General features: G+C 74.5%; 18 protein-coding genes. 8 read left to right on the plus strand and 10 right to left on the minus strand.

Annotation, left to right across the window (positions count from 1 at the left end; all coding sequences use genetic code 11):
* Window positions 1–135 precede the first annotated feature (135 nt).
* Window positions 136–2022, plus strand: a complete 1887-nt coding sequence (locus ABZ885_RS18775; RefSeq protein WP_360189370.1) for a CocE/NonD family hydrolase — start codon at window positions 136–138, stop codon at window positions 2020–2022.
* 180 nt (window positions 2023–2202) lie between these two features.
* Here ABZ885_RS18775 and ABZ885_RS18780 read toward each other — a convergent pair whose 3' ends face one another.
* On the minus strand, window positions 2203–3201 hold the full coding sequence (locus tag ABZ885_RS18780) for a phosphotransferase (RefSeq protein WP_360189373.1): 999 nt from the start codon (window positions 3199–3201) through the stop codon (window positions 2203–2205).
* 88 nt (window positions 3202–3289) lie between these two features.
* On the opposite strand from ABZ885_RS18780, the gene ABZ885_RS18785 reads away from it, so the two are divergent.
* On the plus strand, window positions 3290–3991 hold the full coding sequence (locus ABZ885_RS18785) for an aspartate/glutamate racemase family protein (protein ID WP_360189375.1): 702 nt from the start codon (window positions 3290–3292) through the stop codon (window positions 3989–3991).
* Between the two features lie 58 nt (window positions 3992–4049).
* On the opposite strand, the gene ABZ885_RS18790 is transcribed toward ABZ885_RS18785, so the two are convergent.
* Window positions 4050–5282: a hypothetical protein gene (locus ABZ885_RS18790; RefSeq protein WP_360189378.1), complete on the minus strand. Its 1233-nt coding sequence runs from the start codon at window positions 5280–5282 to the stop codon at window positions 4050–4052.
* Window positions 5272–5832, minus strand: coding sequence for a SigE family RNA polymerase sigma factor (locus tag ABZ885_RS18795; RefSeq protein ID WP_360189381.1), 561 nt, complete (start codon window positions 5830–5832; stop codon window positions 5272–5274). Before ABZ885_RS18795 ends, ABZ885_RS18790 begins: the two co-directional genes overlap by 11 nt.
* 92 nt (window positions 5833–5924) lie before the next feature.
* On the opposite strand from ABZ885_RS18795, the gene ABZ885_RS18800 reads away from it, so the two are divergent.
* Together ABZ885_RS18800 and ABZ885_RS18805 are read left to right on the plus strand one after the other, a co-directional pair.
* Entirely contained in the window at window positions 5925–6698 is a 774-nt protein-coding gene (locus ABZ885_RS18800; protein ID WP_360189384.1) for an MBL fold metallo-hydrolase, read from the plus strand.
* Entirely contained in the window at window positions 6695–7279 is a 585-nt protein-coding gene (locus ABZ885_RS18805) for a hypothetical protein (RefSeq protein WP_360189387.1), read from the plus strand. Before ABZ885_RS18800 ends, ABZ885_RS18805 begins: the two co-directional genes overlap by 4 nt.
* A gap of 85 nt (window positions 7280–7364) precedes the next feature.
* On the opposite strand, the gene ABZ885_RS18810 is transcribed toward ABZ885_RS18805, so the two are convergent.
* Window positions 7365–8912, minus strand: a complete 1548-nt coding sequence (locus ABZ885_RS18810) for a putative Ig domain-containing protein (protein WP_360189390.1) — start codon at window positions 8910–8912, stop codon at window positions 7365–7367.
* 247 nt (window positions 8913–9159) lie between these two features.
* Complete coding sequence (locus ABZ885_RS18815) at window positions 9160–9903, minus strand: alpha/beta hydrolase (RefSeq protein WP_360189393.1); 744 nt, start codon at window positions 9901–9903, stop codon at window positions 9160–9162.
* Window positions 9904–10129: 226 nt separating this feature from the next.
* Here ABZ885_RS18815 and ABZ885_RS18820 point away from each other — a divergent pair, with 226 nt between their 5' ends.
* Window positions 10130–10864: a dienelactone hydrolase family protein gene (locus ABZ885_RS18820; RefSeq protein WP_360189396.1), complete on the plus strand. Its 735-nt coding sequence runs from the start codon at window positions 10130–10132 to the stop codon at window positions 10862–10864.
* A 124-nt stretch (window positions 10865–10988) separates the two neighbouring features.
* On the opposite strand, the gene ABZ885_RS18825 is transcribed toward ABZ885_RS18820, so the two are convergent.
* The gene (locus ABZ885_RS18825; protein ID WP_360189399.1) at window positions 10989–11948 is read right to left on the minus strand and encodes a hypothetical protein; all 960 of its coding nucleotides are present in this window, start codon (window positions 11946–11948) and stop codon (window positions 10989–10991) included.
* Window positions 11949–12179: 231 nt separating this feature from the next.
* Between ABZ885_RS18825 and ABZ885_RS18830 the strand changes: the two genes are divergently transcribed.
* The gene (locus ABZ885_RS18830) at window positions 12180–13298 is read left to right on the plus strand and encodes an alpha/beta hydrolase-fold protein (RefSeq protein WP_360189402.1); all 1119 of its coding nucleotides are present in this window, start codon (window positions 12180–12182) and stop codon (window positions 13296–13298) included.
* A gap of 240 nt (window positions 13299–13538) precedes the next feature.
* The gene (locus ABZ885_RS18835) at window positions 13539–15893 is read left to right on the plus strand and encodes a glycosyltransferase family 39 protein (protein WP_360189405.1); all 2355 of its coding nucleotides are present in this window, start codon (window positions 13539–13541) and stop codon (window positions 15891–15893) included.
* Between the two features lie 79 nt (window positions 15894–15972).
* On the opposite strand, the gene ABZ885_RS18840 is transcribed toward ABZ885_RS18835, so the two are convergent.
* The 3 genes from ABZ885_RS18840 to ABZ885_RS18850 form a co-directional block, all read right to left on the minus strand.
* Window positions 15973–17589 carry an alpha/beta hydrolase gene (locus ABZ885_RS18840; RefSeq protein WP_360189408.1) on the minus strand — a complete coding sequence of 539 codons (1617 nt, stop codon included), beginning with the start codon at window positions 17587–17589 and terminating at the stop codon, window positions 15973–15975.
* 111 nt (window positions 17590–17700) lie between these two features.
* Window positions 17701–18459, minus strand: coding sequence for an HNH endonuclease family protein (locus ABZ885_RS18845; RefSeq protein ID WP_360189411.1), 759 nt, complete (start codon window positions 18457–18459; stop codon window positions 17701–17703).
* Between the two features lie 122 nt (window positions 18460–18581).
* Window positions 18582–19502, minus strand: coding sequence for an NAD-dependent epimerase/dehydratase family protein (locus tag ABZ885_RS18850; RefSeq protein ID WP_360189414.1), 921 nt, complete (start codon window positions 19500–19502; stop codon window positions 18582–18584).
* Between the two features lie 127 nt (window positions 19503–19629).
* Here ABZ885_RS18850 and ABZ885_RS18855 point away from each other — a divergent pair, with 127 nt between their 5' ends.
* Window positions 19630–20607 (plus strand): helix-turn-helix domain-containing protein, encoded by a 978-nt coding sequence (locus ABZ885_RS18855; protein ID WP_360189417.1) that lies wholly within the window; start codon window positions 19630–19632, stop codon window positions 20605–20607.
* Window positions 20608–20636: 29 nt separating this feature from the next.
* On the opposite strand, the gene moaA is transcribed toward ABZ885_RS18855, so the two are convergent.
* The gene (gene moaA, locus ABZ885_RS18860; RefSeq protein ID WP_360189420.1) at window positions 20637–21632 is read right to left on the minus strand and encodes a GTP 3',8-cyclase MoaA; all 996 of its coding nucleotides are present in this window, start codon (window positions 21630–21632) and stop codon (window positions 20637–20639) included.
* Window positions 21633–21884 lie beyond the last annotated feature (252 nt).

The raw sequence follows: 21884 nt of genomic DNA on the forward strand, positions 1-21884 counted from the left end.
GAGCGACGCGGCTCTCGTGCGGTGACCCTGCGCTGAGCCGCCTTCAGGGCCCGCCCGCAGGGCGGGGCCCGTCCGCACCGCGGCTCACTCGACCGGCACTCACCAGCACTCCGAGCGGGACCGCAGGGAGCCGCCATGCCGTCGCCGTACCCCTACCGCACCACCCGCGAGGACGTGCGCGTCCCCCTGCCCGACGGCACCGGGCTGGCCGCCCGGATCTGGCGCCCGGTGACCGACGAGCCCGTCCCCGCCGTGGTCGAGTACTCCGCCGGCCGGCTCACCGACTGGACCGCCGCCGAGGACGCCCGCCGCCACCCCTGGTACGCCGGGCACGGCTACGCCGCCGTCCGGGTCGACCAGCGCGGCCACGGCAACTCCGCCGGCACCCCCGGGGACACCCCCGACGAGGCCACCGCGCTCACGGACGGGGCCGAGGTGATCGCCTGGCTCGCCGCCCGGCCCTGGTGCAACGGCCGGACCGGCCTGCTCGGCACCGGACCGGCCGGCGCCACCGCCCTCCGGCTGGCCGCCCACGCCCCCGGCACCGTCCGGGCCGTGGTCACCGCCTGCCCCGAGGGCGGCCTGCGCCCCGGCGGCGCCGTCCTCGCCGCCGAGCTGCACGCCCGCGCCACCGCCCGGCTCGCCGACGCGGCCCGCCCGCCGGACCCGCAGTACCTCGGCGACGACTGGCGCGCCCGCTGGCAGGAACGGCTGGCCGCCCTGGAACCCGCGTTCCCCGGCTGGCTCGCCGGCACCCCGCCCACCGACCCGCCGGACAGCGCCGCCGTCCCCACCCTCGCCGTGGCCGGCTGGGGCGACCCGTCCTGCTCACTGCTGCTCCGGCTGCTCACCTCCGGCGCCGTCCCGGTCCGCGCCGTCCTCGGCCCCTGGCCGCACGGCCTGCCCGACGAGATCCTCCCCGAGACGCTCCGCTGGTGGGACCACTGGCTCCGGGACATCGACACCGGCGCCCTCAAGACCCCCGTCCTGCGCAGCTGGATCAGCACCCGCTGGGCCGGCGAGGAGGCCTGGCCCTCACCCGACGTCCGGGACATCCACTACGGCCTCGACGGCCCGCTGCGTACCGCCGGCACCGCCTCCGACGACCGCTACGTGCAGGTCCGCTCCCCCCAGCACACCGGCCTCAACGCAGGCGCGTACGTCCCGCTCGGCCGCCCCGCCGACCAGCCGCCCGACCAGCGCGAGGAGGACGGGCGCTCGGTCTGCTTCGACTCGCTGCCGCTGCCGGAACCGCTCGAAGTCCTCGGCGCCGCGTCCCTCCGGCTCCGGCTGCGCCCCCCGGACACCCCCGGCCTGGTCGTCGCCCGCCTCTGCGACGTCGCCCCCGACGGCACCTCCACCCTGGTCACCCGCGGCGCCCTGGTCACGCCGGGCTCCGGCACGGCGGCCGCGGACGCCACCGTCGAGCTGGCCGCCATCGGCCACACCGTCCCGACCGGCCACCGGCTCCGGCTCGCCCTCTCCTCCACCTACTGGCCGTGGATCTGGCCCGACGCCGACACCGCCGGCTTCGCCCTCGACCCCTCCCACAGCACCCTCGCCCTCCCCGTCCGCCACCTCGCGGCCGACGTCGGCGCCGCCCCGATCACCTTCGCCTCCCCCACCCTCCCGCTCCCGCCCCCCGTGCACGTCACCGAACCGCTCACCGCCCGCCCGGAGCGCCTCACCGTCCACGACATCGCCCGCCACGAGTGGCGCACCGAGCTCTCCCCCGCGACCGACGGCACCCGCACCCACCCCGACGGCCTGGTCCGCGACGAGCACACCGTCACCGCCTACCGGATCCTCAGCGCCACCCCGACCAGCGCCCAGGCCCGCACCGACCGCACCGTCCGCCTGGAACGCCCCGGCATCGGCTGGGACATCACCGTCCAGACCCGCACCGAACTCCGCTGCACCCCCACCCACTTCCTCGCCCGCACCCGCCTCACCGCCCTCGAAGCCGGCACCCCGGTCTTCACCCACGACTGGCAGCACCAGATCCCCCGCACGACCCCGTAGGGTCCGTCCGGCGGACCGGCGTTCCGGCTCCCGGCCCTTGAAGGTGCCGCTGCCGAGCGTGCCAGTTCGAGGTCACCGGCGGCGGACGCATCCGGTACCCGGTCGACGCCGCCGACCGCACCGTCTGGATCGTCTACGCCGGGACCGGGCATCCGAGGGCCACCGACTGACCTTCGCCCGTCACCGGGGCGCCCCCTGCCCGGCCAGGGCCAGCGCCTCGTGCAGGTTGTGCTCGGCGATGGCCCGCATCGCCTCGCGGTGCGGGAAGTCGCCGTCGAGCAGGCGCAGCGGGCCGGCGACGAGGGAGAGGCGCTGGGCGAGGGCGTGGAGGGCGAGGCGGTGGGGGTCGAGGGGCTCGGAGGTCCCGGTGTGCAGCAGGGGGTAGTGGGAGCCGAAGCGGATCCGGAGGAAGGCGTGCTCCCATTCGGGGTCGAAGTGCATCAGGCCCTCGATGTCGATCAGCACCGGTTCGCCGGCCGCGTCCACCAGGACGTGGTCGGGCCCGAGTTCGCCGTGCACCAGGCCGTAGCGGGTGCGCGGCCGGACCGCCGTGTACCGCGCGTCCAGCAGGTCCGCGAGGCGTTCGCGGGCGGCGGCGATCCGGGGGTCGCGGGCGGCGGCCTCGGCGAGGTCGGCGAGGGCCCGGTCGCGGATCAGCTGTTCGCACGAACGGCCCTGTGACGTACCGCCGTTGTCGAGCAGGGCGAGCTTCCCGTAGGCCGGTGCGTCGCCGTGCCGCCGCAGCACGTCGAGGGTCGCGGCGAGCCGGGCGAGGACGGGCCGGGCCGCGTCGGGGTCGCGGTCGAGCAGCGCTTCGAGGTTCTCCCCGGGGACGTCCTCGACCACGGCGACGTCCGCCGGGAGGTGTCGTCCGCTCCGGTCGAGCAGGTGGACGCGGGGCGTCCGCACGCCGAGGGCGGTCAGCCGGCGGTGTGCCGCCTCGAACAGGCCGAGCCCGGAGGCGTGCGCCAGCGGGTCGGTGTCGTCGCCCTCGGCCCGGGCGCCGGGCCAGTAGTTCTCGCCCGCGCTCCACACGTAGACGACCGCCGTCCCGCCGTCGTCGAACGCGAGCCGGTGGACGCCCTTCTTGCTCCCGCCGCGCAGCCGTTCGACGGCGTCCAGCCGTCGCCCGCCGCCGAAGGCCGCCCGTGCGACGCCTGCCAGCCGTTCCCGTGTCACGTGTTCCCCTATCACGCCCCTCAGAATAGGAGGACAAAGTCATCCTTATAGCTTTGCCGATACCACTTAGCCGTGTTTATATGTGCCCATGAAGACCCTGGGCCTGATCGGCGGCATGAGCTGGGAGTCCACCGCCGAGTACTACCGCACCCTCAACCAGCTCACCCGTGAGCGGCTCGGCGGCCTGCACTCCGCCCGACTGGTGCTCCACTCCGTCGACTTCGCCACCATCGAGCAGTTCCAGGCCGAAGGCCGCTGGGACGAGGCCGGCGCGGTCCTCGCCGACGCGGCCCGCTCGCTGGAGGCGGCCGGCGCCGAACTGCTCCTGCTCTGCACCAACACCATGCACAAGGTGGCCGGCACGATCGAGGCCGCCGTCTCCGTCCCTCTGCTGCACCTCGCCGACGCCACCGCCGACGCCGTCCGCGCCGCCGGACTGCGCACGGTCGGCCTGCTCGGCACCGCGTTCACCATGGAACAGGACTTCTACCGCGGCCGCTTGGCCGCCAACGGGCTCACCGTCCTCGTCCCCGATGCGGACGGCCGCGCCGAGGTGCACCGGGTGATCTACGAGGAGCTCTGCCAGGGCGTCGTCCGCGAGGAGTCACGGGCGGCGTACCGGCGGGTGATCGGGCAGCTGGTCGCCGCCGGCGCCGAGGGCGTGATCCTCGGCTGCACCGAGATCGAGCTGCTCGTCGGCGACGCGGACAGCCCGGTCCCGCTCTTCCCGACCGCCCGCCTGCACGCCGAGGCCGCCGTCACGGCAGCGCTCGCCGACGGCGGCCGGTAGGCGCCGACCGGGGGCCGCGCGCCGCCGTCCCCGGTGCGGCGGCGCGCGGCCCGGCCGGTCAGGACCGCCAGGACGGCGCGGTGACGATGGCCTTGAGCTGCTCCAGGCTCAGGGCGGGGGTGCCCGGCCGGGCGGTGTAGCCGTTCTCGCCGTTCTGCTCGAAGATCTCGACCTTCCGGCCGTCCGGATAGTAGACCGCCGCCGACCAGTGCAGGACCGGGGTGGTGGCGGTCTTGCCGTTGCCGAACTGGTTGACGACCACGGTGCTGCCGTCGGCCATCCGCTCCCGCACCGCCAGCGAGCCGGCCGAGCCCTCCGACTCGGCGTACTGCTTGTCCTGCAGCCCCCTGGCACCGGGCGCTTCCACGGTCACCGACAGCAGGCTGGTGCGGTCCTCGGACGTCACCGACAGGTTGGCGGTGCCCCCGCCCTTCACCTCGGAGTGGGTCGTCCCCGGCGGAAGCAGCGGGACCAGGCGGGCGAGGACCTCGGCCGCCGGCGCGGTCGGTTCGGCGCTCGGCGACGCCGGCGCGGAGGCCTTCGGCGGGTTGGCCCGCCTCGGCAGCGCGTCGAGGACCTGGTCCCAGGCCGGCGCGCTCACCAGCGCGCGCAGCTGGTCGGCGTCCAGCGGCGGGTTCTCCCGGTCCGGCTGCCCGCTCTGGCCGTTGTACTCGATGACCTCGACCCGGCGGCCGTCCGCCGCCGCCCAGGTCGCCCGCCATTCCCGGGCGCTCTCGACGGACCGGTCCCGCAGCTTGTCGACCACCACGACGGAACCGTCGGGGGCCGCCGTCCGGTCGCAGGAGTCCTTCGGCGTGTTGAACGGGTCCAGGCAGACGGCGGCCGCGTCCGGCGTCAGCTCGGTGCGGTCGACGGTGAAGATCAGGATGCTCTCGCCCTTGCCGTCGTCGAAGGCCAGTGCGAGGCGGGTCCGGTACTTGTCCCCGGTCGGCCCGGGCACCCCCGGTGTCTCGGCGTAGAGCTCCCGGACCGACCCCGGTGGCAGCAGCCCCCTGGTCAGCTGCACCGCCTCCTCGGCGGACATCTGCCGGGCCGGGTCGTCGGCCGGCAACACCGCCCCCACCCCGCCCCCGAACGCCGCGAGGCTCCCGGTGGCCAGCACCAGCGCCGCCAGCCCGCCGGCCAGGACCGCCCGCCGCTGGTTCCGCCGTCGCCGCCCGCGCCGTTCGGCACCGGCTGCGAGCGCATGCAGCACCGGTTCCGGCGCCAGTTCGGCCGCGCCGCGCAGGGCCAGGGCGAAACCGCCCTCGAAGTCGTTCTCAACGGGCATGGCGAAGTACCGCCCTCTCGGTGGTCGGTTCGTTCACGAGGTCGTCGCCGAGCGTGGCCCGCATCCGTGCCAGCGCCCGGCTGCTGCGCGAGCGCACCGCCGTACTGCTCAACCGCAGCGCGGCGGCCGTCTCCTCGACGCTGCGGTCCTCCCAGAACCGCAGCACCAGCACCGCGCGGTCCTGCGCCGGCATCTCACCGAGCGCCCGGAGCAGCGTCAGCCGCAACGCCGGATCGGGACCGTCCACGGCCACCTCGGGCAGCACGTCCGTCACCCGCTCCGAACTGCTGCGCCGCCGCCGGTGGGAGAGGAAGGTGTTGACCAGCACGGTCTGCGCGTAGCCGCTCGGGTTCGCGAGCCGCGAGATCCGCCGCCACTTCACGAAGACCCGCCCCAACGCCTCCTGGACGAGGTCCTCCGCCAGGTGCGCGTCGCCGCCGGTCAGCAGGAATGCCGTGCGTAACAGATGCCGCCCCCGCGACGCCGCGAAGGCCGGGAAATCGGGCGGCGCCGCCCCGGCCGGCGGCTCCGCACTCGGTATTTGCTCCATGCCCTTCTAACGCCGCCGCCTGCGCGTCATGTGGCAGCCCCCGGACGAGGAATTCCGCCGGCGGTTCCGGCCCGCCTCACTAGACTCGCCGGGTGACCGACGATTCTCTGCAGCTCGGCGTTCTGGGCAGCGCCACGCCCTATCCGGCCGTGGACAACCCGTGTTCGGGCTACCTCGTCACCGGCGGCGGCGCCCGGGTGTGGGTCGATGCGGGCACCGGGACGCTGGCGCAGCTGCAACGGCACGTCGGGCTCGGGGAGTTGGACGCGATCTGGATCTCGCACCTGCACGCCGACCACAGTGCCGACCTGCTGACCGCCTACTACGGCCTGCGCTACGCGGACATCCGGCTCGACGCGCCGGTCCCCCTGTACGGGCCGCCGGGGACGGCCGACCGGCTGGCGCACTTCCTCACCAACGGGCCCGACCGCAGTCCGGTCGAATCCGTGTTCGCCGTCGAGGAGTTGCACGACGGGCAGGTGGCCCGCATCGGCGCGCTGACGCTCACCGGCCGCGCGGTGGCGCACGGCATCCCGGCCTTCGCGCTGCGGGTGGCGGACGCGGCCGGGCGGACGCTCGTCTACTCCGGGGACACCGCGCCGTGCGCCGCCCTCACCGAGCTGGCGTCCGGCTGCGACGTGCTGCTCTGCGAGGCGGGCTACGCCGGGCCGGAGCAGGACCCGGTCCACCACACGCCCGAGGACGCCGGCGACACCGCCCGCGCGGCCGGGGCGGCCCGGCTGGTCGTCACCCACGTCGGGCGGGAACTCACCCCGGCGTCGGCCGTGGCGCGGGCCGCGGAGCGGTTCGGCGGCCCGGTGGAGTACGCGGCGCCCGGTGCCTCGTTCCGGGTCGGTGCGGCGTGAACCTCCCCCAGCTCCTCCACGACGCCCAGCCGGAGCTGACCGCGCTCTGGGAGCAGCGCCGGCCCGCCGCGCCGCCGATCGGGCACATGGTCAGCAACCCGTACTGGGAGGTGTGGGTGCGCTTCCACAGCCTCCCCGGGTCCAAGCGCTACCCCGACGGTGAGGACGAGTACGCGATCGTCCTGGAGCGCTACAACACCGTGCTGGACGAGTTGTTCGCCGGTCGCGAGATCCTCGTCGTCACCTCCCGGTGGTCGAAGACTCCGGCTCTCCCGCGCCGCCGCCCCCGCGCGCCGCACTGGCAGACGCTCCTGTTCCAGGACGACCCGGACCCGAGGTTCCGCATCCACAAGCACCTCTTCGTCGACCGCCGGCCCTGGCACCGGGGCTCCCTGGACCGCCTGCTGCGCGCGGTGGCGGATCACGCCGTCGCGGACGTCCTCATCTCCGACACCCGGTTCGACCGCATCCACCTCCCCTATGACGGCGGTGCCGACGTGCTGCTGACCACCCCGGAGGAGCGCGACCGGCTCCGCGAACGGCACACCGACTGGCTCTCCCGGCACCCGCAGGGGCTCTGAGCGCCGGACCGCCGGGGCCCACCGCAGCGCCGGAGTGGGAAGTCGGCCGGACCGACGTCCCACTCCGGCGGCTACGATCCGACCGTCAGCCGGTCTGGACCGAGGTGTCGTCGATGACGAAGCTCGTCTGCAGCGAGGAGTCCTCGCTGCCCGCGAACTTCACGGTCACCGACTGGCCCGCGTAGGCCGACAGGTCGAAGGTGCGCAGCTGGTAGCCGGCGGCCGCGTCCACGTTGGAGTAGGTCTTCAGCGCGGTGCCGTTGACCGTCACGGCCAGCTTGTCGTACGCCGTCGAGCCGGACTCCGCCGTGTCGATGTGCAGGTAGAAGCTCAGGGTGGCCTTGCAGCCCGCCGGGATGCTCACCGTCTGGGACAGGGTGTCCGAGTGGGTCGAGCCGTAGCCGTTCAGCCACGCCTTCCACGAGCCGCCGTGCGCGGCCTGCGAGGAGCTGTTGTCCACGACGCCGCTGGTCGCCGTCCACGGCGCGGCGGAGCCGGTCTCGAAGCCGGCGTTGCCGAGCAGCTGGGCCGGGGTGCACTGGCCGCCGCCGCCGTTGACCGTCCAGGCGAAGGCGGCGGTCGCCGTCTTGCCCGCCGAGTCCTTGACCGTGACCGTCACGTTGGACGTGCCGACGGTGGTCGCGGTGCCGGTGATCAGGCCGGTGGACGCGTTGATGGAGAGCCCGGCCGGCAGCCCGGCGGCCGAGTAGGTCAGCGGGGCGGTGCCGCCGCTCGCCGAGATCTGCAGGCTGACCGAACCGTTCACCGTGGTGGTCTGGTTGCCCGGGTTGGTCACGGAGACGGCGCCGCTGCCGGCGGGCTTGGTGAGCAGGCAGCCGCTGACGTTGAGGTCGATGACGCGGCCGTTGCCGAGGCAGGTGGTGAACCAGTAGGTCTCCTCGCCGTAGCTCTGGCCCTTGGTGGCCTTGGTGGTGCCGTCGGCCGCCACCTCGCACGGGTTGTTGAGGGTGCACATCTGGCCGTCGTCGTTACCGGTGTTGTTGATGCCGACGATCTTCTTCGTCGCGGCGTCGACGATCGGCGAACCGGAGGTGCCGTGCGTGGTGTTGCAGCCGGCGCTGTAGCGGAGCGAGTCGTGCCAGGTCCACTCGTCCTCGCGCAGGGTGGGGACGAACCCGTTGATCGAGCAGTTCCACACCTGCTTCCAGTACGACGAGGGTATGTACATCGCCGAGCCGTCGACCGGGTGCGTGTCGCTGATCGTGAGGGCGGTCGCGCCGTACTTGCTGCCGATCGACCCGAAGGTGTCGGTCAGCTGGTACAGCGCGACGTCGGTGCCGGTCATGGTGGCGTACAGCACCTTGTCCGCCTGGACGGTGCCGAGCGAGGAACCGGAGGAGCTGAGCAGCGTGCCGCTGCGGCTGGCGCTCTGGTTCTGGATGACCACCCCGGAGGCCGGCATGGTCGGCAGGCAGTGGCCGTTGGTGAGCATCATGGCCCGGTCGGTGTCGACCGAGGAGGGGTAACGCACCAGCGAGGCCGAGCAGTTGCTCAGCGCGATGGTGGAGGTCAGATCGCCGGCCTGGACCGCCTGCGCAGGCGTGGCGGCCAGGGTCAACCCGCCTGCGACGACTGCGCTTGCGCCGGCGAGGGCGGCAAGTCTCTTGAACATGGCTCTCCTTGTGGGGGATTGCGGGGCGTACGACCGGTCGCGGACGCCCGCGCCGCACGAAAGTGCCATGGCCACTTCAATGCGGTCAACCATGCCTGCAGAACTCGTTCCCGTGATTCCGCCCTCACCTCCCGGCACTTGACGGCCGATCGGGCGGGAGCGCCCGCCTAACAGCCGGGCAACTCCCCCGCCCAGCAGGGTCGTTGACCGCGCGTTAACGCGCCGGCGGAACGGCCGGACGCCCCGGCTATCCGGCCCCGAGGAGATGCCGGAGGACGAACCTTTCCGCGCCCTCCTCCTCGTGCGCGGGCAGCTCCAGGTGGCCACCGGGGTTGGCGTGCAGCGTCTTCTCCCGGGAGCCGAAGGTGTCGAACAGTGCCAAACCGGCCTCGCGCGGCACCAGTTCGTCGTCCCACTGCAGCAGGAACGCGACCGGGACGGTCACCGCGGCCGCCGCCCCGGCCAGGGACTCGTGGCCGGCGAGGCCGAACACGGCAGCGCCGATCCGCGATTCGGCCGCGACGAGCGGAATGCCGATCACGCTGGCCAGCGACAGGCCCCAGTAGCCGACCGGGCCGTCCGCACCGATGCCGTCGAGCTCCTGGAGCGCGTCCAGTACGGCCCGCCACTCGGGGACGGCCCGCTCCGCGAGGGCGGCGGTGTGGCGGGCGACCTGCGGGCTGACCGGTTCGCCGGTCGCCAGCAACTCCCCGATCTCCGCGGGGAACCGCTCGTCCTGCGGGGACTTCGGCCGCTCCCCGTGCCCGGGCGCGTCGATGGCTGCGACCGCGAAGCCGTACTGCACCGCGAGGCGTCCGGCCCGCGCGACCAGCCCCGGCGCCTGTTTGTGCCAGCCGCCGCCGTGGCCCATGAGCACCAGCGGGCGGCCCCCGGTGGCCCCGGCGGGCGACCAGAGCACGCCGGGGACGTCACCGAGGGCGAAGAGCCGTTCCGAGACGCCGTTCGAGGTCGTCTCCGAGAGGAAGCGCATGCGGTTCGTCGCCTTTCGGGGCCCACAGGCCCCGCGGCGGCCGGCAGCGCAGACCGGGCCGGGCCGAGTCGGGCCGGATCGCGGGTCGGATCGAGTCGGGTGAGGTGCACGGGGACCCTAGCGGACACCCCGGCCGGGCGGGCAACCGGTTTCCGCGGACCGGAACGGCCCCCGCCGCGTCGTAGGATGCGACCGCAATCATCCGTCCTACACCATGGGGGAATTGATGACGGGTCAGTGGACCGAACTCGGCGAACCGGGCGGCATCGAGGCCTACATCCACCGCCCGCAGGAGGGCGAGGTGCGCGGCGCGGTCGTCGTCTGCTCCGAGCTGTACGGCGTGAACGCGTACGTCCGCGCCACCTGCGCCGAACTGGCGGAGGCCGGCTACGTCGCCGTCGCACCCGACTACTACTGGCGCAACGCCCGCCGCACCGCGCTCGGCTACTCGGCGGAGGAACGCGAGGCCGGACTGGTGCTGATGCGCGCGCTCGACCGCGAGGAACTGGTCGCGGACGCCGGCGCCGCCCTCGCGACCGCCCGCGCGGAGGCCAACGGACGCGGCGTCGCGTTCCTGGGCCTGAGCATGGGCGGGCACGTCGCGGTGCGCGCCGCCACCGAGCTGCGCTTCGAGCTGGCCGCCGTCTTCTACCCCGGCTGGCTGCTCAACAGCGGGTTCCCGCTGGTCGGCCCGGTCCCGCCGCTGGAGACCAGCGAGCGGATCGCGGCCAACGGCGCCTTCCTGCTGGGCTTCCGCGGCGACCTCGACCACATCATCCCGGCCGAGGAGTGGGAGCAGGCCGGGCACCGCCTCACCGAGGCCAAGGTCCCGCACGAGTTCATCACCTACCCGGGCGCCCACCACGGCTTCGCCTGCTCCGACCGCCCCGCGGACTACGACCCCGAGGCGGGAGCCGACGCCTGGCGCCGGGTGTACGCGGCCCTGCAGACGTACCTGTAACCCGCCGGGCCCCGCCCGGCGGCGGGGGAAGCGGGGACGCTGCCGCCCCGTGTCGGCAGCATCCCCGCCCCGTCGGCCCCCGAGGGTGTTCCCGCCGGCCGGCGGCACCGGTGCGCGAAACCCCTTACGGCTGCGGGAACTTGTCCTCGTCCACGTCGCTGGTCTTGGCGTTGCCGCCGACCGTCGGCTGGAGGGTGATCGACCAGGAGGTGTAGGTGCGGCCGGTCTCGTACGCCATGGTGTCGTCGAACTTGCTGAAGTCGCAGTTCTGGGTGAACGCCTTCAGCGACGGGTCCCAGTCGACGCCGCCGGAGAAGAAGACCTCGTAGGTGCCGTCCTCGATGCCCTCGATGGACGCCTTCTTGCCCTTGCCGACGTAGACCGAGTGGATCGACTTGCCGTCCTTGGCGAGCGAGACCACGGCGTCGGCGCTGCCGCCGTTGTCGACGTTGAGCACGCCGTGGCCCCTGAGCCGGCCCTCGCGGACCATGGTGCCGTTGTCCAGGCCCCGGGTCTGCAGCGGCGGGGCCTGCGGGACGCCGAAGGTGGTCGGATAGCCGGCCGCGGTCATCTGGGCGAGGGCCGCGGGCACCGCCTTCAGGCCCTCGGACTGGCCGACCTCGGCGAAGGCCGAGGTGGTGGCGCACACCTTCTTCTTCTTGATGTCGTTGCGGACCTTGGTGAGGTCGGTGGAGAGCTGGCCCAGGGCGGTCACCAGCTGCCGCCGGGCGGTGCTCACGGTGGCCGGCTCGTCGGCGAGGCCGAGCCCGCTGCCGGCCGAGGAGGCGGCGGTCGAGGCCTCCTGGAGCGCGGTGGAGAAGGCGTCCAGGCTCGCGGCGGCGTTGAGCTTGCCGAGCGCGGCGCTGACCGGGTCGATGTAGCCCGCCAGGATCGGGCCGTACGGCGGCCTGGTCCGTGTCGGTGTCGGCGTGGGCGTCGGGCTGGGCGTCGTGGTCGCGGACGGCGCCCCGGACTTCCCCGACCCGTAGCCGAAGGCGTCCGAACCCCCCGATCCCCCGCTGGAGCACGCTGCCAGCAGCAGCGCGGTGCCGGCCGCGAGGCCGGCCTTGGTGTAGGACTTCATACCGCTCCCCCTGGTGTGATCCGTGCGATCCCGGCTGTCCGCGCCCGTCTCCCGGCCCCCGTGGCCTGCGGTCTCCGTGATCTTCCATGCACGCTCCGTGCACTCCCCGCGGACATGATCCCGAGCCGACGGGGCACGGTCAACCTGGCGTACAAGAGGCGTACGGAAGCGCAGGTGGGGCACACCCGGGGGCGCGCGGAGCCGAACATACGGTCACCTAAGATCGGGCTCGTGCTCAGGCTTACGGGACTCCCCCTCCAGATCATCGCCTCCGTCCTTGCGATCGGCGTCTTCGCCGCCACGATGTGGCTCTGGCCGCGGTTCGGCGGCAGGACCTGGAAGGCCTGGCTCGGCCGGATCGGCGCCTTCCTCGCCACCCAGGTCTCCGTCCTGGTCGCGATGGGCCTGATCGCCAACGGCTACTTCGGCTTCTACAGCTCCTGGACCGACCTGCTCGGCACCAACGGCGGCCCGGGCACGGTCGTCGACCAGCAGCCGAACGCCGCCGTCGCCATCACCGGCGAGCAGAAGTTCTACGCCCAGCAGGGCTCGAACCCGGAGCGCGTCGGCCTGATCCACAAGGTCGCCGTCAAAGGAGCCGTCAGCGGTCTGAGCACCGACGGGTTCGTCTACCTGCCGCCGCAGTACTTCCAGCCGGAGTACGCGAAGCAGCGGTTCCCGATGGCGCTGGTGCTGGCCGGCTACCCGGGCACGCCGGAGAAGCTGATCTCGCTGATGAAGTACCCGGCCTCCACCCTGGAGGCGATCGAGCAGAAGAAGCTCCCGCCGACCGTCCTGGTCATGATGCGCCCGACCCTGGTCAGCAACCGGGACACCGAGTGCGTGGACGTCCCGAACGGACCGCAGGTGGAGACCTTCTTCACCAGCGACCTGCCCAAGGCGCTCGCCACCACCTACCGGCTCGGCACCGACCCGGCCAACCGTGCGGTGATCGGCAACTCGACCGGCGGCTACTGCGCGCTCAAGTTCGCGCTGCGCAAGCCGGACTCCTACCAGGCCGCCGTCTCGCTCTCCGGCTACTACAACGCGCCGATCGACGAGACCACCGGCGACCTGTTCGACGGCAACGGACAGCTCAAGCAGGAGAACGACCTGCTGTGGCGGCTGCACAACAAGCCGGCCGCACCGGTCTCGCTGCTGCTGGCCACCGCGCACGACGAGAACAACTACGCCGCCACCCAGGACATGGTGAAGTCCTTCAAGGCCCCCACCAAGCTCTCCACCATCACCCTGGACAGCGGCGGGCACAACTTCCACACCTGGACCCGGGAGATCCCGCCGGCCCTGGAGTGGCTGGGCAAGCACCTGACGATGCCCCAGGCCGTCTGACCCGGCCGGCAACCGCAGGGCCGGCCCCGCCCGTCGGGGCCCCGGGAAGCACCGCGCGGGCCGGCGTGACGGGGCCCCGGGAAGCACCGCGCGGGCCGGCGTGACGGGGCCCGGGGAAGCACCGCGCGGGCCGGCGTGACGGTGGCGGGGGAAGCACCGGCGAGGCCCGGACCGCAGATCACAGGCCCCTCACAGGCCCGTCTCACGCTCCTCTCAGCCGCACGGCCGAGCGTAACGTCCATGACCACGACCAGCTTCCCCCCGCCGACCGGCGAGCCGTGGCCCGAGGCCGCGATCCACCCGCCGCCGCAGGTGCCGCAGCCGGCCCCGGGCGCAGCCGCGGACCCGGCGGCGCCGGCCGGACCGCTCTTCCCGGAGTTCCCGCCGCCGCCCGCCGGCCCCAAGGGCCCGGGGTCCTGGGCGGGGCGGCTGCGCACCCTGCCGGCCCGCACCTGGCGCGGCCGCGCCGACGACCCGCGCTGGGTGCGGCCCGCACTGCTGGCCATGCTGGCCGCGACCGCCGTCCTCTACCTCTGGAGCCTGAGCGCCTCCGGCTGGGCCAACTCCTTCTACTCCGCGGCCGTCCAGGCCGGCAGCCAGAGCTGGAAGGCGTTCTTCTACGGCTCCTCCGACGCCGGGAACTTCATCACCGTCGACAAGCCGCCGCTGTCGCTGTGGCCGATGGCGCTGGCCGCGCGGGTCTGCGGCCTCTCCTCCTGGTCGGTGCTGGCCCCGCAGGCGCTGATGGCGGTCGCCACCGTGGCCACCCTGTACGCGACGGTGCGCCGCCGCTTCTCGCCGCTCGCCGGCCTGCTGGCGGGCGGCGCGCTGGCGCTGACCCCGGTGGCGGTGCTGATGTTCCGCTTCAACAACCCGGACGCGCTGCTGGTGCTGCTGCTCACGCTGGCCGCGTACGGGCTGGTGCGGGCGACCGAGGCGGCCGGCACCCGGTGGCTGGTGTTCACCGGCGTGATGTTCGGGCTGGCCTTCCTCACCAAGACCCTCCAGGCCTTCCTGGTCCTGCCGGCCTTCGCGCTGGTCTACCTGGTGGTCGCGCCGACCGGCCTCTGGCGGCGGGTGCGCCAGCTGCTGCTGGCCGGGCTGGCCATGCTGGTCGCGGGCGGCTGGTGGGTCGCGATCGTCGAGCTGGTGCCCGCCTCGGCCCGGCCGTACGTCGGCGGTTCGCAGGACAACAGCTTCCTGTCGCTCACCTTCGGCTACAACGGCCTCGGCCGGCTCAACGGCGACGAGACCGGCAGCGTGGGCGGCGGCGGCAGGCTCCCGGCCGGGGTCGAGGCCCCGGCCGGCGCCGGGCGGGGCATGGGCGGCTGGGGCGAGACCGGCATCACCCGGATGTTCGACGGGGACATCGGCGGCCAGATCGCCTGGCTGCTGCCGGCCGCGCTGGTCCTGCTGCTGGCCGGCCTCTGGGCCACCCGCCGCCACGCCCGGACGGACACCGCCCGCGCGGCGTTCCTGGTCTGGGGCGGCTGGCTCGTCTGCACCGCGCTGACCTTCAGCTTCATGTCCGGCATCTTCCACCAGTACTACACGGTGGCGCTGGCCCCGGCGGTGGCCGCGCTGGTCGGCATGGGCGTGGACGGGCTCTGGCGGGCCCGGCACCGGCTGCCGTACGCGGCGCTGCTGGCGGGCACCCTGGCCGTGACGGCGGTCTGGGCGTACCTGCTGCTCCGGCGGAGCGCGGAGTTCCTGCCGTGGCTGCGCTGGGCGGTGCTCATCGGCGGGCTGGCGGCGGCGGTGGCGCTGCTGCTGGCCGGGCGGCTGGGGGCGCGGTTCGCCACCGTGGCCGGGCTGGTGGGCCTGGCGGCGGCGCTCGGCGGACCGGCGGCGTACGCGGTGGACACCGTGAACACGCCGCACACCGGCTCGATCGTGACGGCCGGTCCGGCGGTCGCGGGCGGGCGGGGCATGGGCCCGGGCGGGATGCGCGGCGGGCCGTTCCCCGCGGGTGGCGAGCTGTTCGTCAACGGCCGGCCGGTCGCGCCGGGCCAGAACGGCGCACCCGGCGGGGCGCCGGGCGGCCAGCTGGGCGGTCAGATCCCGGGCGGCGCCCCCGGCCAGCTCCCCGGTGGCCAGGGCGGCCAGGGTGGCCAGGACGGCCGAACCGGCGGCAACGGCACCGACGGCCGCGGCGGGCGCGGCGGCTTCGGCGGCATGCCGGGCGGCGGCGCCCCGGGCGGCATGGGCGGCCTGCTGAACGGCGCCCGGGTGAGCGACGAGGCCGCCGCCGCCCTCGCGCAGGACGCCGGCCGCTACACCTGGGCCGCCGCGACCAGCGGCTCGCAGAACGCCGCCAGCTACCAACTCGCCTCCGGCGTCCCGGTGATGGCACTCGGCGGCTTCAACGGCACCGACCCGTCGCTCAGCCTGAGCGCCTTCCAGCAGTACGTGCAGGAGGGCAGGATCCACTGGTTCATCGGCGGCGGCTCCCGCGGCGCGGCCGGGCCCAACGCCACCGGCGGGACGCAGAAGACGCAGACCGCCCGGATCGAGAGCTGGGTGGCGAGCCACTACACCGCGAAGACGGTCGGCTCCGCCACCTTCTACGACCTGACCCAGGCGCCCTCCTCCTGACGCCCGCACCGGCCTGACGCCCGCACCGGCAGGGGTGCACCGCGGACCACCGCGGTGCGCCCCTGCCGTGCCGTCCGGGTCAGTCCGACGGGCAGCGCGTCCCGGCGGCCGGCACGGTGCCGTCCACCAGGAAGGCGTCGACCGAACCGCGGATGCACGTGCTCTTGCCGTACGCGGTGTGGCCCTCCCCCTCGCGGGTGAGCAGCACGGCGTGGCCGAGCTCGGCGGTGAGCTTCTCGGACCACGCGTACGGCGTGGCCGGGTCGCCGGTCGAACCGACCACGACGATGGTGGCGTCGCTCCTGGACGCGATCGCGTGCGGCTTCTCGGCGGAGCGGAACGGCCAGATCCGGCAGTCCGGGTCGAACAGCGCCATCGTCGGCTCGTGCGCACTGACCAGCGGCGCCTTGGCGGCGAGCTCCGTGAGCGCGGCCTGCAGCTGCTCGCCGGCGGGCGCGTCGGTGGCGCCGTCGGCGCAGTGGATGGCGGTGTACGCGTCCGCGGAGGCGCCGTACCTGCCGTCCCCGTCACGGCCGTTGTAGCCGTCGGCGAGGTCGAGCAGGAAGTCGCCCTTGTCGCGGAGCATGGCCCAGGCGAGGACGTTGCGCAGGTTGGTCCACGCCTTCTCGCCGCCGTAGAGGGTGCTGAGGACGCCGGTCCAGGCGGCGTTGGCGGTGAGGGTGCGGCCCTTGGCGGTCTTGAGCGGGTGCTCCTTGAGGCCGTCGAGGAAGCCGGCGAGCTTCTGCGCGGCCTTGTCCGGGTCCTTGCCGAGCGAGCACGGGTCCTTGGTCACGCAGTCGGCGGCGAAGGCCTTGAGCGCGCGCTCGAACCCGGCGTACTGCTCGATGTTGTGCTGGACGAGCGAGGTGGACGGGGAGGTGGCGCCGTCCAGGACGAGCCGGCCGACCCGGTCCGGGAACTCCTCGGCGTAGAGGCTGCCGAGGTAGGTGCCGTAGGACATGCCGAGGTAGTTGAGCTTCTGGTCGCCCAGGGCGGCGCGCAGCACGTCCATGTCGCGGGCGGTGTTGCGGGTGCCGACGAAGGGCAGCACCTTGGCGTACTTGGCCTGGCAGGCGTCGGCGAGCGCCTTGCCGTGGTCGGCGCCCGGGGCGTCGGTGGTGATCCACTCGTCGCGGGCCTTGTCGTCCAGGCAGCTCAGCGGGCTGGTCAGGCCGGCGCCGCGCGGGTCGAAGCCGACCATGTCGAAGCGGTCGTGCAGCGGGCCGGCCCAGCCGTCGGGGTTCCGTTCGACCATGTTGACGCCGGAGCCGCCGGGCCCGCCGGGGTTGACCAGCAGGGAGCCGACCCGCTGGTCCTGCTTGACGGCGGGGTTGCGGACGACGGCGACGTCGAGGACGTCCCCGGCCGGGGCGGCGTAGTCCAGCGGCACCTTGAGGGTGGCGCACTGCACCACGGACTCGTCGACCTTCGTGGTCTTCGGGTCGTCGGCGCACGGCGCCCAGGCGATCTGCTGCCCGTAGAACGCCTTGAGCGCCGGGTCGGCCGCGCCGGTGGGCTTCGGGGTCGGGGTGGGCGTGGCGGTCGGGGCCGACGACGGGCTGCCGGTCGCGGCGGGCGAGGGCGTAGCGGAGGCTGCGCCGGTCGAACCGGTCGAACCGGCCGAACCGGTGCAGCCGGCCAGGACGGTGGCGGCGACGGCGGCGGTCAGGGCGCGCCGGGAGAACCGGGTGATCATCGAATGCACCGCACACGAATATCACCCGGTCATCACACCGGTCGCACCGCCCGCCACCTCACCGCCGCCCGCCGGGCTCCGTATGCGGACAAAGGGTGGTGAAACGTTTCCTCAACCGCCGCACTCCTGCAGCATCGCCGTCTTGTCGGCCTCGGCGACCGGCAGTTGGTACTTCAGCGACACCTGGGCGAACCGCACCGCGTAGGCGCACCGGACGGCCGGGTTGGCGGGCAGCCAGGCGGCCGGGCCGGAGTCGCCCTTGGAGGCGTTCTGCGAGCCGTCGGCCGGGATGAGGTTGAGCGGGTCGTTGGCGATCTGCACGCGCTTGGCCTTGTCCCACCTGGACGCGCCCATCTGCCAGTCGTAGGAGAGCGGCATCACGTGGTCGATCTGGATCTTCGAGGCCTGCTGCTTGCTCCACCGGATCGTCTTGCCGGTGTACGGGTCGTCGATGGTCATCGCGGTGACGGTGCAGCCGGAGCCGTCCTTGTGCTCCACCGCCCGCCCGTCGCGGGCCAGCAGGTCGTTGCGGGTGTCGCAGTTGTTGTGGCCGCCCGGGACGCCGTCCACGTTGTCCGTCCAGGCCGGGCCGAACTCGTTGCGGTCGTAGCCGTCCTTCGGGCCGGCGGGCGCGGTGGCGACCCTGGCGATGAGGTCCCGGCCGGCCTTCCGGTCCTCGGCCGAGGTGAGCGGCGCCAGACCGGGCCTGGTCCCGTCGGGGTTCTGCAGCGGGCTGGTGGCCGGACCGCCGCCCGCGGCAGCCCCGGCGGCGCCGGGCGCGGGCTTCCCGGCCCCGGAGCAGCCGGCCAGCGCCAGGACGGGTATCAGGAACACGGCGGCGGCGGGCACGGCGGCGCGACGGGCGGGCACGGCGGACTCCCGGGGTGGGGGGCGGCTGACGGCGAACCAGCAGACCAGCCGCCCCCCACCCCGTCAAGGCGGCGCGGTCGCGGAGCGTCCGGGCATGTCGAAGCTCACACCCGGCGCGCCCGCTACCCCCGGAGGGACCGCACCGTCTCGGCGAGGACGGCGTCCAGCGGGGTGGCCGACACGCCCAGCACCTCCTCGGTGCGGGTGGAGTCGAGCAGCAGCGGGCGGTAGTACAGGTACCCCATCTCGACCACCTCGGCGAGGACCTCGTCGGCCTCGCCCGCCCGCGCCAGCTCCTCCGGCGACAGCGCGGTCAGCTCCGGCGCGGGCGCACCGGCCGCCCGGGCCAGCTCCGCGGCCAGCGTCCGGGCCGGCACCTCGCCGGTGCTGGGCACGTGCCAGGCCTCGCCCCAGGACGCGTCGGAGCGGGCGGCCGCGATCAGGGTGGCGGCCACGTCGCCGGTGTACGACCAGCTGTGCGGCGCGTCCAGGTCGGCGGCGTAACCGGCCGGGGCGCCGGCCACCACGGCCGGGGCGGCCGCCAGTTGGAACGGCGAGCCGGCGCCCGCCCCGAGGAAGTCGCTGGCCCGGACCTCGGTCGCGCGCACCCGCCCGGCCCGGTGGGCGGCCAGCGCGTCCGACCAGAGCGCGGCGCGCACCCGGCCCTTGCGGGTGGTCGGGGCGAGCGGCAGCCGCTCGTGGTACCGGCCGTCCACCGGCCCGTAGCCGTAGAGGTTGCCGAGCATCACGTACCCGGCGCCGGTCCGTTCGGCAGTGGTGAGCAGCGCGGCGGCGAGCGGCGGGAACTCCTGCGGCCAGCGGTGGTACGCCGGCGCGGCGCAGTTGACCAGGGTGGCCGCGCCCGCGGTGAGGGCGGTGAGGCCGTCGGCGTCGGTGGCGTCGGCGGCGACCCGCTCGATGCCGGGGTGCTCGGGGCCGGTGCCGCGCCGGGTGACCAGGCGGACCCGTTCGCCGGCCTCGGCGAGCCGCAGCGCGGTGGCGGTGCCGATCGGTCCGGCACCGGTGACGACGTGGAAGGACAAGGCGTTCCTCCGGGTTGACGGGGAGTGGGGTGTGCGGCGCCGGCTGCGCGCCGCCGTTGCCCCACTCTCCGACCGGGCGCCGTCACGGAACAGCGCCCCGGTTGCCAAGCTTCCGGAGGTTCTGGCCATGCCCGCCCGCAGCACGCCGCACCTGGTGGCGGTGGTCGCCGTCGCACCGGTGACCCCGTTCGACCTCGCCATCCCCGACGTGGTCTTCGGCTCCGCCGAGGCGGACGGCCGGCCCGCGTACGAGGTGCGGATCTGTACCGCCGTGCCCGGCCCGGTCGACTCCACCGGGAGCCTTCAGGTGGTCGTCCCGCACGGGCTGGAGGTGCTGGCGGAGGCGGACACCGTGATGGTGACCGGCACGGCCGCGCGCACGGACGCGGACGAGCGGGTGCTGACGGCCCTGCGGGCGGCGGCCGCCCGGGGCGCGCGGATCGCGTCGATCTGCACCGGCGCGTTCGTCCTCGCCCAGGCCGGCCTGCTGGACGGCCGCAACGCGACCACGTACTGGGTGCAGGCGGGTGCGCTGGAGCACCGCTTCCCGGCCGTCCGGGTCCGCCCGCGGGCGCTCTTCGTGGAGGACGGCCCGGTGCTGACCTCGGCCGGGCTGACGGCCGGCATCGACCTGTGCCTGCACATGGTCCGCAGCGACCACGGCGCGGCGGTGGCCAACGCGGTGGCGCGGCTCGCGGTGGTCTCGGCCGTCCGGGACGCCGGCCAGGAGCAGGCACCCGCGCCGGTCGCGCCGGACGGCGTCGCCTCCCTGGCCGCCACCCGGGCCTGGGCGCTGGAGCGGTTGCACGAACCGCTGACGCTGACCGCGCTCGCGGCGCACGCGGGCGTCAGCGTCCGCACCCTCAACCGGCGCTTCCTGGCCGAGGCGGGCACCACGCCGCTGCAGTGGCTGCTGACCCAACGGATCGAACACGCCCGGGAGTTGCTGGAGTCCACCGACTCCCCGGTCGACCTGGTCGCCGACCGGGCCGGCTTCGGCAGCCCCGACTCGCTGCGCCGCCACCTCCTCCGGCGCGTCGGCATGACCCCGCGCGCCTACCGGGCCCACTTCGCCCGCCCGGAGCGGGCCGTGGAGACCCGCTGAGCCCGGTGGACACCCCCTGGGCCCGGGCCTCAGCCGCCGATCGCCGACATCGGCCGGTCCGGCTGCACGAAGCCGGCCGAGTTGATGGCGTGGCCGGCGGCCTTGCGGGCGATGGTGTTGCGCCACGCCTCCTCGATCCGGTCGTCGTCGGCCCCGCCGCGCAGCAGCGCGCGCAGGTCGGACTCCTCGGTCGCGAAGAGGCAGTTGCGCAGCTGCCCGTCGGCGGTGAGCCGGACGCGGTCGCAGCCGCCGCAGAACGGCCGGGTGACGGAGGCGATCACGCCGATCACGGTGTCGGTGCCGGCGATCCGCCACTCCTCGGCGGGGGCGTTCCCGTGCCGGCCGACCGGGACGAGGTCCCAGCGGGTGGCCAGCACGGCGAGGATCTCGTCGGCGGTGACCATCGTGCTCCGGTCCCAGGCGCCCTGGGCGTCGAGCGGCATGGACTCGATGAACCGCATCCGGTAGCCGTGCCCGGCGGCGAACGCGGCCAGGTCGAGGATCTCGTCGTCGTTGACGCCGCGCACCGGCACCGCGTTGACCTTGACCGGTGCGAGCCCGGCGGCCTGCGCGGCGGCCAGGCCGGCGAAGACGTCGGCGATCCGGTCCCGGCGGGTGATCGCGGCGTAGCGCTCGGGCCGCAGGGTGTCCAGGCTGACGTTGACCCGGTGCAGCCCGGCCTCGTGGAGCGCGCCGGCGGTCCGGGCCAGCCCGATGCCGTTGGTGGTGAGCGAGACCTCCGGCCCGAGCGCGGTGATCCGGCCGACCAGGGCCGGCAGCCCGCGCCGTAGCAGCGGTTCGCCGCCGGTGAGCCGCACCGAGGTGATGCCCAGCCGCCCGACGGCGATCCGGACCAGCCGGACCACCTCGTCGTCGCTCAGCACCTCGGCCTTGGGGAGCCAGTCGAGGCCCTCGGCCGGCATGCAGTAGGTGCAGCGCAGGTTGCAGCGGTCGGTGAGCGAGACCCGCAGGTCGGTGTGGACCCTGCCGAAGCGGTCCAGCAGCGGGCGCGGTGCGGTGTTCATCGACTCAGTACAGGGGCAAGCGGGCCGGAGTTCCACCCGCCGAACCGCCGGGGAACGGCCGCCACCTGCGGGTTTCCCTTGTGCATTCGTCCAACTGTGGCTTCGTACGGCTGCGCGGGGCGGCCCCGGCCGGGCAGGCTGGGCGCATGCACAGCAGTGATCCGCCCGTCACCGCGCCCACGCCCGGCCCCGCGCCCGCTCCTGGCCCTGCGTCCGCCCCCGTCGCCGGCCCCGGCCCCGGCCCCGGCCCCG

The organism is Kitasatospora sp. NPDC047058, from assembly GCF_040643935.1.
Taxonomy (GTDB): Bacteria; Actinomycetota; Actinomycetes; order Streptomycetales; family Streptomycetaceae; genus Kitasatospora.